This window comes from Streptomyces canarius (assembly GCF_014650735.1).
Taxonomy (GTDB): domain Bacteria; phylum Actinomycetota; class Actinomycetes; order Streptomycetales; family Streptomycetaceae; genus Streptomyces; species Streptomyces olivaceoviridis.
The window spans coordinates 1-12,026 of record NZ_BMVN01000018.1 but is presented as its reverse complement, the minus strand read 5'-3'; the positions used below and the strand labels follow the sequence as shown (position 1 = coordinate 12,026).

General features: G+C 71.9%; 11 protein-coding genes and 1 pseudogene. All 12 read right to left on the bottom strand.

Features of this window, described 5'->3' with window-relative positions; translation table 11 throughout:
- Position 1: 1 nt before the first annotated feature.
- Positions 2-2,032, bottom strand: coding sequence for a squalene--hopene cyclase (gene shc / locus IE294_RS24380; protein WP_189889482.1), 2,031 nt, complete (start codon positions 2,030-2,032; stop codon positions 2-4).
- 120 nt (positions 2,033-2,152) lie between these two features.
- A complete protein-coding gene (locus IE294_RS24375) occupies positions 2,153-3,286 on the bottom strand; it encodes a polyprenyl synthetase family protein (RefSeq protein ID WP_189889480.1) in 1,134 nt (377 codons plus the stop codon).
- The gene (gene hpnE / locus IE294_RS24370; protein WP_189889478.1) at positions 3,286-4,713 is read right to left on the bottom strand and encodes a hydroxysqualene dehydroxylase HpnE; all 1,428 of its coding nucleotides are present in this window, start codon (positions 4,711-4,713) and stop codon (positions 3,286-3,288) included. The genes IE294_RS24375 and hpnE overlap by 1 nt, the downstream gene beginning before the upstream one ends.
- On the bottom strand, positions 4,710-4,931 hold the full coding sequence (locus IE294_RS49750) for a DUF6380 family protein (RefSeq protein WP_359834795.1): 222 nt from the start codon (positions 4,929-4,931) through the stop codon (positions 4,710-4,712). The genes hpnE and IE294_RS49750 overlap by 4 nt, the downstream gene beginning before the upstream one ends.
- 38 nt (positions 4,932-4,969) lie before the next feature.
- Entirely contained in the window at positions 4,970-5,932 is a 963-nt protein-coding gene (hpnD, locus tag IE294_RS24365) for a presqualene diphosphate synthase HpnD (protein WP_189889476.1), read from the bottom strand.
- Complete coding sequence (hpnC, locus tag IE294_RS24360; RefSeq protein WP_189889474.1) at positions 5,929-6,825, bottom strand: squalene synthase HpnC; 897 nt, start codon at positions 6,823-6,825, stop codon at positions 5,929-5,931. Before hpnC ends, hpnD begins: the two co-directional genes overlap by 4 nt.
- Before the next feature lie 361 nt (positions 6,826-7,186).
- On the bottom strand, positions 7,187-7,975 hold the full coding sequence (locus IE294_RS24355; RefSeq protein WP_189815727.1) for an ABC transporter ATP-binding protein: 789 nt from the start codon (positions 7,973-7,975) through the stop codon (positions 7,187-7,189).
- On the bottom strand, positions 7,968-8,897 hold the full coding sequence (locus IE294_RS24350) for an ABC transporter permease (RefSeq protein WP_189889472.1): 930 nt from the start codon (positions 8,895-8,897) through the stop codon (positions 7,968-7,970). The genes IE294_RS24355 and IE294_RS24350 overlap by 8 nt, the downstream gene beginning before the upstream one ends.
- 90 nt (positions 8,898-8,987) lie before the next feature.
- Positions 8,988-9,860, bottom strand: a complete 873-nt coding sequence (locus tag IE294_RS24345; protein ID WP_189889470.1) for a glycosyltransferase family 2 protein — start codon at positions 9,858-9,860, stop codon at positions 8,988-8,990.
- 8 nt (positions 9,861-9,868) lie between these two features.
- Complete coding sequence (locus IE294_RS24340) at positions 9,869-10,648, bottom strand: CDP-alcohol phosphatidyltransferase family protein (RefSeq protein WP_189889468.1); 780 nt, start codon at positions 10,646-10,648, stop codon at positions 9,869-9,871.
- Positions 10,626-11,687 carry an iron-containing alcohol dehydrogenase family protein gene (locus IE294_RS24335; RefSeq protein ID WP_189815730.1) on the bottom strand — a complete coding sequence of 354 codons (1,062 nt, stop codon included), beginning with the start codon at positions 11,685-11,687 and terminating at the stop codon, positions 10,626-10,628. The genes IE294_RS24340 and IE294_RS24335 overlap by 23 nt, the downstream gene beginning before the upstream one ends.
- Positions 11,675-12,026 (bottom strand): annotated as a pseudogene (locus tag IE294_RS24330) (phosphocholine cytidylyltransferase family protein); the annotation flags it as partial. The pseudogene IE294_RS24330 and the gene IE294_RS24335, both read right to left, overlap by 13 nt.

Below are 12,026 nucleotides of genomic sequence, written 5' to 3'. Positions count from 1 at the left end.
GTCAGCTCCCCGTCGCCCGTGACGCGGCCGTCCCGGCCTTGGCGAGCAGATTGCGCTCGAAGGGGTCGCCGTGCAGGTAGCGGCCGAGCGCGGTGAGCGGGAAGACCTGCCGGTACAGGTGGTAGTTGATGGAGAAGTCCCAGGGGAAGCCGGTGCCGGTGAAGTACGGCTCGTCCCAGGTGCCGTCCTCGCGCTGGGTCCGGGCCAGCCACTGGATGCCGCGCTCGACGGCCTCGGAGTCCTTCTCCCCCGCCGCGAGCAGCGCCATCAGCGCCCACGCGGTCTGCGAGGCGGTGGAGGCGCCCCGGCCGCTCCACTCCTTGACGTACTTGTAGGAGCGCAGGTCCTCGCCCCAGCCGCCGTCGTCGTTCTGGACGCTCTCCAGCCAGGTCACGGCCCGCCGGATCGCCGGGTGCGAGCCGGGCAGTCCGGCCGCGGTCAGCGCGGGCACCACCGAGCCGGTGCCGTAGACGTAGTTGACGCCCCAGCGGCCGAACCACGAGCCGTTCGGCTCCTGTTCGGCGAGCAGCCAGTCGATGCCGCGCCGGGTGCGCGGGTCGCGGGCGAGTCCCTCGGCGGCGAGCATCTCCACGACGTGCGCGGTGACGTCCGCGGACGGCGGGTCGATGACCTCGCCGAAGTCGCAGAACGGCAGCCGGTTGGGGAACGGGCTGGTGTTGTCGACGTCGAAGGCGCCCCAGGCGCCGTTCTTCGACTGCATGCCGAGGTTCCAGCGCACCGCCCGGCCGATCGCCTTGTCGACGCGCTCCGGGTCGTGGTGCCGGACCCGGCGCAGCGCGAGGGCGACCTCGGCGGTGTCGTCGATGTCCGGGTAGTTGTCGTTGTGGAACTCGAACGCCCAGCCGCCCGGCGGCAGTCCGGGTCGCTTCACGGCCCAGTCGCCGGGCCGGACGATCTCCTCGCCGAGCATCCAGTCGGCCGCCTTGACCAGTTGGGGGTGGTCGACGGGCAGACCGGCGTCCACGAGGGCGATCGTGGCCAGGCAGGTGTCCCAGACCGGGGACTGGCATGCCTCGATCATCCGGGCGCCGTCCTCGCGCCAGACGGCGAAACGGTCGAGCGAGGCGAGGCCCTCACGCATCACCGGGTGCTGGAGGTCGTAGCCGAGCAGATGCAGGGCGATGATCGAGTACACGGCCGGGGGCTGGATGCCGCCCCAGCAGCCGTCGTTCTCCTGGCGCTCGATGATCCAGCGGGCCGCCGCGTTCACCGCGGCCTTGCGCAGCCTGCGCGGGGCGACCTTGCGGAACTGGTGCAGCGCCTTGTCGATGCGCTGGAAGGCGCCGTCCCAACTGGCCAGCGGGGCCAGAGGCCGCGGCGGGTTGGGCCGGGCCGGGTCGGTGTGCAGTTCGTCCAGCGGGAAGGGCGCGGGGCGCACCGGTCGCTTGGCCGAGACGATGGTGAGCGGAACGATGGTCTGCCGGGCCCAGCACCCGAAGTCGTAGATGTTGAGCGGCATCCAGGTGGGGAACCAGATCAGCTCCGGGGGGAGTTCGGGCAGGTCCTCCCACTTCCACCAGCCGAACAGGGCGAGCCAGATCCTGGTGAACACGCGGGAGGCGGCGATGCCGCCGCGCTCGCGGATCCAGGCGGACGCCTTCGCCATGTGCGGGGCGTCGGGCGCGTCACCGGCCAGGCGCAGGGCGACGTACGCCTCGATGGTGGTGGACAGTTCGCCGGGGCCGCCGTAGAAGGTGGCCCAGGTGCCGTCCTCACGCTGCTCGCCGCGGATGAACTTCGCGGCGGCCTGCGTGGTCTCCTCGTCCTGGATACCCAGGAACTGACGGAGCAGCAGGTCCTCGGCGTCCATGGTGACGTTGGTCTCCAGGTCGCCCTTCCACCAGCCCTGGGAGTCCTGCCGGGAGAGCAGGAAGTCGGTGGCGCGTCGTGCGGCGTGCGCGGCGGCTTCTTGTACCCCGGCCGCCTCGGGGGTGGTGAGGGCGGTGTCGCTGGCCGCGGCAGCCCGGGACGGCAAGGTCGCCCCGGTGCTTCCGTCGGTCGTCGCTGTCATGGCATCCCCTTCGTGCAGTCGTGCGAGTCGTGCTGCTGTGGGTCCGCCGTCGGCCGGTGTCCTTCAACCGTGGGGAGACACCGGCCGGCGACTACGCGAGGCTCATCAGGCCAATAGTGATCATCTCTTCCGTACGACGACGAAGTCCGCGAGCGCCGTGAAGGAGTCCCGCACCCGGTCGGGCATGTCGACGGCGTCGAGGGCCTCGATGGCGATGGTGTGCTGGCGGCGCGCCTCCGCCGCCGTCCACTCACGGCCGCCGGCCTCCTCGATGAGGGCGGCGCGGGCCGCGAACTCCTCCTCGGAGAAGTTCTCGAAGTCGCTGCTCTTGGCGTCGGCGGCGAGGATGTCGCCGAGCTGCTCGGAGGCGGAGCCGCCGGCCGCGAGCGCGGCCACCACGGGCAGGGACTTCTTGCGCTGGCGCAGGTCGCTCCAGGCCTGCTTGCCGGTGGCCTCCGGGTCGCCCCAGATGCCGAGCAGGTCGTCCACGGCCTGGAAGGCGAGGCCGAGGTGGTAGCCGTACCGTTCCAGCGCGTCGGCGGTGGCGTCGTCCGCGCCGCCGAGGACCGCGCCGATGGAGCAGGCGCAGGCGAGCAGGGCGCCGGTCTTGTTGCCCTCCATCTCCAGGCACTCCTCGACGCTGACCCGGTCGCGGTGCTCGTAGGAGATGTCCTGGGCCTGACCGTCGATCAGGGCGCGGGTGGCGGAGGTCAGCCTGCGGGCGGCGCGGCCGGCCTCGACCGTGCCGAGTTCCAGCAGGACCTCGCCCGCGAGGGCGAAGAGGGCGTCACCGACCAGGATGGCCTGGGCGGGGCCGTGCACCTTCCAGACGGTGTCGCGGTGCCGACGCTGCTCGTCGCCGTCCATGAGGTCGTCGTGCAGCAGCGAGAAGTTGTGCACGAGTTCGACGGCGACCGCGCCCGGGATGCCCGCCTCGGGTGCGGCGCCGGTGACCTCGGCGGAGAGCACGGCGAGCGCGGGGCGGACGGCCTTGCCGCCGTCGCCGTCGGCGGGGTTGCCGGCGGCGTCGATCCAGCCGAAGTGGTAGGCGGCGACGGTGTCCATGGGAGGGGCCAGGCGGTCGACGGCCGCGCGCAGCACCGGTGTGGCCAGGGTCCGGCCGCGCTCCAGCAGCGCGGTCACGTCCACCGCGGCCCGTGGAGCGGGCGTCGAGGCCGGGGGCACAGTGGGCACAGTCTCTCCTCTTGTTGCGGTACCGGGGGTGCGGGGGCCGGCCGCCTGCCGATGGGACATCAGGCCGCCTCCTCGAATGCGAAGAGGTGGCGGGGGCGGGGCCGGCCCAGGGCACTGAGCGCGGCGTCGGCCGCGCTCACTCCACTGCGGACCGCACTCTCCATGGTCGCGGGCCACCCGGTGGCGGTCCACGCTCCGGCCAGGTACAGGCCGGGGGCCTTGGTGCGGGCGCCGGGCCGCAGCCGCCCGACGCCGGGGGTGGGGGCGAACGTCGCCGTGCGCTCCCGGGTCACGAAGAAGTCCAGCACCTCGGCCGCGCGCGTACCCGGGATCAGCCGTTCCAGCTCGGGCAGGTAGCGCTCGCGGAGTTCGGCGACCGGGGTGTCGATCTCGTCCTGCGCGGCCGACTGGGACAGCGCCAGGTACTGTCCCGTGCGCAGCCCGGAGGCGTGGGTGCGGTCGAACACCCACTGCACGGGCGTGCCGAGGGCCGCGAAGAAGGGCCGGGCGAGCACCTCGCGGTCGTACACCACGTGGACGTTGAGGATCGGCGCGGTGCCGATCTCCAGCAGCCGCTCGGGCGCGTCGAGGGCGCCGGGCGGCAGCAGGTCGTGGGCCTCGCGCTGGGGTACGGCGAGGACGACCGCGTCGGTTTCGAGGTTCTCGCCGGGAACCTGAACGCTCCACGTCCCGTTCTCGTTGAGGGAGACGGAGGTGACGCGTGTACGGACCTCGGTACGCACGCCCGCGGAGTCGAGCGCCTTGCGGGCCAGCCGGTCGTGCAGTTCGCCCAACGGGACATGGGCCCAGCCGATGTCGGCCGCGCCCGGGTCGGACAGCAGACCGGTCTTGAACACCATCGCGGCGAGCCCCAGCGAGGCGTCGCCCGCGACCGCGTTGAGGGTGGCGACCCCGACCAGGTCCCACAGGGCCTCGACGGCGCGCGCCGACTGACCGTGCGCGGCCAGCCAGCTGCCGAAGTCCTGGCTGTCCAGGGCCGGATCGGCGAGGTCGAGCCCCTTCAGCGCGAGCGCGGCCCGCCCGACGGCCGCGCGCTCGGCGAGCGAGAGGTGCGGATAGGCGGCCAGGCTGCGCCCCAGGTGGAGGGGGACGGGCAGCGGGTCGCGCCGCAGTCTGCCGAGCCGGCGCCCCGAGGGCTTGGCGACGTCGACGACGGGCACGTCCAGGCGGTCCTGTAGCGGTGCCAGCGCCGCGCCCTCGATCCGGTCGAGGAACCAGCGGTAGGCGGTGCAGCAGCGCAGGTACACGTGCTGGCCGTTGTCGACGGTCAGTTCGCCGCGCTGGAAGGAGAAGGCGAGGCCGCCCAGCCGGGGCCTGCCTTCGAGCAGGGTGACCCGGACGCCCGCGTCGGCGAGGGCGAGCGCCGCGGTGATCCCGGCGAGGCCGCCACCGACCACGACCGCGCTGCGGCCTGCCGTGCCCGGAGCACCGGACCGCGCCGGTGCGGGGAGTGCGCCGTCGCTCATCGTGCGTCCTTCCGTGCGTGCGCGAGCGCTCCGCGGGCAGGGCCGGGACGGGCCGTCAGCCGTCCGGCCGGTCGTGACTGGTCGTGCCCACGCGGCGGTAGCCGCATGTCGGAGACAGCCCCGCGCCCCTTCGGGGCGTGCGCCCGGTGGTGGAACGGTGCACGCCCGGCCGTCGCAGTCAGGGACGCCACGCCGCGGCGGAAGGTTGACTGTCGCATGCCGTCCGGTTCGGCCGGTTCTGGTGCGGTGCGCTGCATCAGGCGCGCCTCCGGACGGAGCGCCGGGAGACGTGGCGGGTCACATGCCGGGTGTCGAGCCCCGAGAGGCCGCGCACGGCGACGTACGCCTTCTCGTGTCCGGGCAGCGAGACCCGGCCGCGCAGCACGGCCTCCGGGTCGCGCTCGATGCGGTCCAGCAGCCGGCGGTAGATGCCGGCCATCGCGGCCACACAGGCGCCGCTGCGGCGGTCGAGCATGGGCAGCAGCCGGTAGCCCTCGGCGAACAGGGCCCGGGCGCGCCGCACTTCGAAGTGCACGAGGCCCGCGAAGTCGGAGCCCTCCGGCGGGGTCGGCCCGTTGAACCCGGCCGAGCAGCCGAACTTGGCGAGGTCGTCGGCGGGCAGATACGTACGGCCGCCGGCCGCGTCCTCGCGGACGTCGCGCAGGATGTTGGTGAGCTGGAGGGCGAGGCCCAGCGTGTCGGCGTACTCGGCGGCGCGTTCGGCTCCGCGCGCGGCCGGTTCGGTGCCGAACACGCCGAGCGAGAGGCGGCCGATGGCACCGGCGACACACCGGCAGTAGACCTTCAGGTCGTCCCAGGTCTCGTAGGTCTCCCCGCGCACGTCCATCTGGACGCCGTCGATCAGCTCGTCCAGGCCGCCGAGCGGGATCGGGAAGACGCGCGCGGCGTGGCTGAGGGCGACGGCCACCGGGTCGGTGTCGTCCTCCTCGACCTCGCCCTCGCGGATCCGGGCGAGCAGCGCCCGGGTGTCCTCCAGTCGCGCCAGCTTGACCTCGCCGGCCAGCTCGCCGTCGCCGATGTCGTCCACGCGCCGGGAGAACGCGTACAGCGCCGACATGGCGCGGCGCTTGGCCGTCGGCAGCAGCCGGATGCCGTAGGCGAAGTTACGGGCCTGCTGCCCGGTGACGGCCTCGCAGTAGCTGTAGGCGGCGAGTACCGGTGCGGACATGTGCGGCGGAGAATCCACGGCCCGGATCACCCCTCTCCTCGCAGGATCAGGCCCGCCTCGCGCAGCAACTGGACCTTGCCGGGTCTGGGCGGGCCGGGAAGTACGTCGTATTCGGCGGCGGCGATCGCCCGGATCGCCGCCCTTCCTCCCGCCACGAACCCTGCGAGCAGCAGCTTGAGCCTGCCGTGGACGCTACCCACCAGGGGGGCGCCTTCATTCAGCAGATCGCGGGCGCGTTGTGCTTCGTATGCAACCAGGGCGCGCACCGATGCGCCCGTGGTTTTCGCGGCGAGGTCCGCTTCCTGGACGTGGAAGCGCTTCATGTCCGTGGCGGGGAGATAGATCCGGTCGCGGCCGAGGTCCTCGGCGACGTCCTGGAGGTGCTCGACGATCTGGAGCGCCGTGCAGATCGCGTCGGACAGCCGGATCCGCTCGGGGGTGGAGGTGCCGGTGACGGCGAGCACGAGGCGGCCGACCGGGTTGGCGGAGAGTTCGCAGTAGGCGAGGAGGTCGTCGTAGGTCTCGTACCGGGTGACGAGCTGGTCCTGGCGGTTGGCGGCGATCAGCCCGAGGAACGGCTCGGGGGTGAGGGCGTGGCGGCGGACGGTGGGCCGCAGGCGGCGCAGCAGCGGGTGGCGCGGGGTGCCGTCGAAGACGCGGCGCAGGTCGGCCTCGAAGGCGTCGAGGAGGACCAGGCGGTCGGCGGCCTCGGCGGGCGACACGCCGAGCAGCCGGGCATCGGCGCCGCCGGGGGCGAGGTCGCCGTCGCCGATGTCGTCCACCAGACGGGCGAACCCGTAGACCGCCATGAGGTCGGCGCGCCAGGCCCGGGGCAGGAAGAAGGGGGCCACCGGGAAGTTCTCGCTCGCGGCCTTGTCCAGGGTGGCGCGTTCCAGGTCGGGCGCCTCGGCGGTGGCCGTCATCGGGCGCTGCCCGGGGCGTGGACGGCACATGCTCCGCCGAGCAGGGGAGTTTCCGTAGCCATTGCCGTCACATCTCCCGTTCTACACTGCCGATCCGATACACACTATTTCGGACACGCCGCCCCACTCCGCGCAGGCGTGCCCACCGCAGGTGGGCGCGCATTATCGCCCCACTTGCCGGTTTCCGACGCCGGTACAGCTTACGTTGTACAACGCGGCGTGGCGCGGCAGGGTGTCCTGCACATCACAACAACACACCGATTGCCTTCAAGATTCCTAACGCCAGACGGAGTTGACGCTTCCTTTGCAGACGGAAGGGCCCCGCCGGAGGAATTCCGGCGGGGCCCTGGCCGAAAACGGGTCACTTGCCCGTGAACTTCTCGTACTCCTTGAGGACCTCTTCGGTGGGCCCGTCCATGCGCAGCTCACCGCGCTCCAGCCACAGCACCCGGTTGCAGGTGTCACGGATGGACTTGTTGTTGTGGCTGACCAGGAACACCGTGCCGGCCTCCTTGCGCAGTTCCCGGATGCGCTCCTCCGAGCGCTTCTGGAACTTGCGGTCGCCGGTGGCCAGCGCCTCGTCGATCATGAGGACGTCGTGGTCCTTGGCGGCGGCGATGGAGAAGCGCAGGCGCGCCGCCATGCCGGAGGAGTACGTGCGCATCGGCAGGGTGATGAAGTCGCCCTTCTCGTTGATCCCCGAGAAGTCCACGATGCCCTGGTAGCGCTCCTTGATCTGCTCCCGGGACATACCCATGGCGAGCCCGCCCAGGATGACGTTCCGCTCACCGGTCAGGTCGTTCATCAGGGCCGCGTTCACACCCAGCAGGGACGGCTGGCCGTCGGTGTAGACCTTGCCCTTCTCCGCGGGCAGCAGGCCGGCGATGGCCCGCAGCAGCGTCGACTTGCCGGAGCCGTTGGAGCCGATCAGGCCGATGGCCTCGCCCCGGTAGGCGACGAAGGACACGCCGCGCACGGCGTGCACCTTGCGCACCCCGCGCGCCGCGTCGTCGGAGCGGCGTCTGAGGATCCGGCTCAGGGCCGCCGTGGCGCTGCCCTTGCCGGTCTTGGCGCCGTTGACCCGGTAGACGATGTGCAGGTCGTCCGCGATGACCGTCGGACGGCGATCCTGGGTGTTCTGCTCAGCCACGGCCGTACCGCTCCTCCGCCTTCCAGAAGTACACGAACCCGCCCACGGCGAAGAGCACGGCCCAGCCGCCGGCCACCGCCCACACATGGTCGGGCAGGTTCGCGGAACCGTAGCCGTCGATCAGGGCAAAGCGCATCAGGTCCATGTAGACGGCGGCCGGGTTCCACTGGAGGACCGTCGCGATCCACTGCGGCTTGTCCTCCAGCATGATCGGGATGGAGAACATCACGCCGGAGGCGTACATCCACGTCCGCATCACGAACGGCATGAGCTGGGCCAGGTCCGGCGTCTTGGCACCCGCACGGGCCATGATCAGCGCGAGCCCGGTGTTGAAGAGGAACTGGAGGGCGAGGACGGGCACGATCAGCAGCCAGGACATGTCCGGGTAGCTGCCGAAGCCGATCGCCACGAGGAACAGCACGATCATCGAGAACAGCAGTTGCTGGAGCTGCTGGAGCGAGAAGGAGACGGGCAGCGAGGCGCGCGGGAAGTGCAGGGCGCGCACCAGGCCGAGGTTGCCGGAGATCGCGCGGACGCCCGACATCACCGAACTCTGCGTGAAGGTGAACACGAACACGCCGGTGACCAGGAACGGGATGTACACGTCCTGGGACATGCCGCGGCTGGCGTGCAGGATCAGCCCGAAGATGAAGAAGTACACGGCCGCGTTCAGCAGCGGCGTGGCCACCTGCCACAGCTGGCCGAGCTTGGCCTGGCTGTACTGCGCGGTCAGCTTCGCCTGGGAGAAGGCGAGGATGAAGTGGCGGCGCCCCCAGAGCTGACGGACGTACTCCACGAGCGAGGGCCGGGCGCCGCTCACGGCAAGCCCGTACTTGGCGGCGAGCTGGGCCGCCGTCAGCCCCTCGTCGGGCGGCGCGGCCGCGGTCACGGCGACCGTGCCGTCGTGCGTGGTCTCACTCACAGGTGGATACTTTCGTCTTCGGATTCGCGTTCGAGTTCGTCGTCCCGTGCGCCCGTCCGCGGGCGCCCGGACACTCCAGGGACGAGCTTGTCAGATGACCGGCGGACGGCCCAGTCGGGTGAGTCGCCACACCGTACGCCAGCGCATCGGGCGGCGGGGACCGCAGGGCGTGGTCCAGCCTTCCCGGAAGCCGCCGAACCATGCCTTCAGGGCCGGCCGCGAGGGGCGGCGGAGCAGCGTGAGCAGCAGCCAGACGCCCAGGTAGACCGGGACCAGGAGGGCGGGGAGGTTGCGGCGGGCGAGCCAGACGCGGTTGCGGGCGACCATGCGGTGGTAGACCGCGTGCCGCGAGGGCGCGGTCGTCGGGTGGTACAGCACCATGTCGGACCGGTAGTCGATCATCCAGCCCGCGTCGAGGGCCCGCCAGGCCAGGTCGGTTTCCTCGTGCGCGTAGAAGAACGCGTCCGGGAGCCCGCCGACCTCCGCGAAGACGCGGGTGCGGACGGCGTTGGCGCCACCGAGGAAGGTGGTGACCCGGGAGGAGCGCATCGGGTCGGAGGCGCGCAGCCGGGGCACGTGCCGGCGCTGGGTCTCGCCGGTGTCGGGGTCGGCGATGCGGAAGCTGATGATGCCCAGCTCCGGGTCGGCCGCGAAGGCCTCGCGGCACAGCTCGGCGGTGTCGTGGCGGGCGAGCAGGCCGTCGTCGTCGAGGAAGAGCAGTACGTCGACATCGCGACCGCCGGGCCCGAAGGCCTCTATGCCGACGTTGCGCCCGCCGGGGATGCCCAGGTTCTCGGGCAGCTCGACGGTCCGCACGCCCTCGGGCACGTCCGGGACGGGCGAGCCGTTGCCGACGACGACCACCCGGACCGGGTCGCCGTCCTGCTTGGCGACGGAGTCGAGCAGGGCCCGCAGCTCCTCGGGCCGGTTGCCCATGGTGATGATGACGGCACCCACCTTCATGGGCGCGCTCACTTCAGCCTGCTGGAGGCGAGGATGGACACCAGGTGCAGCAGCGTCTGGAGCAGGGCGATGCCGGCGAGGACGGCCGTGCCGAGGCGGGTGAAGAACAGGTCGCCGCGGACCTGGTCCAGGATCGCGAGGACGACGATGAGCAGCGAGGCCTCGATGCCGAGGATGAGCCGGTGGAACTTCAGCGCCGAGGCGGCCCGGCGGGCCAGCGCCATGCCGGAGGAGCGCGGTTCGGAGGCCGCCTCCTTGACCGGCGGCTTGCCGGTCTGGTGCCGGGCCACGCCGACCAGGTCGGTCTCGGCCTTGATCAGGATGGCGCCGAGCGCGGCGAGGGTGCCGAGGAAGGCCCACAGCCAGTCGATCCGGCCGCTGCCCCACAGGTCGGCGGCGCGCAGGCCGAGGCCGACCAGGACGGCCGCGTCGGTGAGGTAGGCGCCGACGCGGTCCAGGTAGACCCCGCCGAGCGAGTACTGCTGCCTCCAGCGGGCGATCTCGCCGTCGACGCAGTCCAGCAGCAGGTAGAGCTGGGTGGCGACCACGCCGAGCACGGCACCCGCGATCCCCGGCACCAGCAGGGCCGGGGCCGCGAGCACACCGCAGACGGTCATCAGGTACGTGAGCTGGTTGGGCGTGACCCTGGTGTTCACCAGGTAGCGGTCGACGCGCAGGGACACCTCGCGCATATAGAGGCGTCCCGCCCAGTGCTCACCGCTGCGCCGGTCCTTCACCCCCGCGGGGTGGACGACCGGACGGAGTTCAGCTACCGATGGCCTTGACATAGTCGGCGTAGATGTCCTTGATCTGGTTCGTCTTGAGGTCGAGGTGTTCGAGGATCGTGTAGCGGCCGGGCCGGGTCTCGGGGGCGAACTCCACCGCGCGGACGAACTCGTCCACCGTGAAACCGATCTCCTCCGGCAGCACCGGAAGCCCGTGCCGGCGCAGCACCTCGGTCATGTACGCCGACTCCTCGTGGGCGCCGCGCAGGTACATCGCGAAGGCGGCTCCGAGGCCGCACTGTTCGCCGTGGGCGGCGGCGCGCTTGGGGTAGAGCAGGTCGAAGGCGTGGTTGATCTCGTGGCAGGCGCCGGAGGACGGGCGGGAGTCGCCCGACACGGACATGGAGATACCGGTGAGGACCAGCGCCTCGGCCAGCACCTGGAGGAAGTCGTCGTCGCCGATCCCGCCCGGGTGCCGCAGCACCGCCTCGCCGGCCTGCCGGGCCATGGCGGCGGCGAGGCCGTCGACCTTCTCGCCGTTGACGCGGTTGGCCAGCTCCCAGTCCGCGACCGCGGAGATGTTGGAGATGGCGTCGCCGATGCCGGAGCGCACGAACCGGACGGGGGCCTCGCGGATCACGTTGAGGTCGATGACCACCGCGATCGGGTTGGGCACGCCGTACGAGCCGCGGCCCGCGTCGTTGTCCAGCGTGGCGACCGGCGAGCACAGGCCGTCGTGGGCGAGGTTGGTGGCGACGGCGACCAGCGGCAGGCCGACCCGGGCCGCCGCGAACTTGGCGCAGTCGATGATCTTGCCGCCGCCCAGGCCGACGACGGCGTCGTAGTGCCCGCCCTGCATGTCGCTCGCCAGCCGGACCGCGTCGTCGATGGTGCCGCCGCCGACCTCGTACCAGGTCGCGCCGGGCAGCGAGGGGGCGAGGCGCTCGCGCAGCCGCGCCCCGGAGCCGCCGCTGACGGCGACGGCGAGCCGGCCGGACGGCGAGATGCGCTCGTCGGCGAGGACGCAGGCCAGGTCGTCCAGGGCACCCGGGCGGATGTCGACGACGACCGGCGAGGGGATGAGCCGGGTCAGTACTGGCACGCGATCACCCGTCCGCGGGCGAGGTCGTCGTGGTTGTCGATCTCGACCCAGCTGACGTCGCCGATCGGCGCCACGTCGATGCGGAAGCCGCGGTTGACGAGCTCCTGGTAGCCGTGCTCGTAGAACTGCTGCGGGTCGGTCTCCCAGACGGCCTTCAGCGCGTCGGCGAGTTCCGGAGCGGCGTCGCCCTCGATGAGGGTGACACCGATGTACTCGCCGGTCGCCTCGGCCGGGTCCATCAGCTTGGTGATCCTCGTCATGCCCTTCTGGGGGTCGACGACGACCTTCATCTCCTCGTCGGCCAGGCTCTTCACCGTGTCCAGGGCGAGGATGATCTTC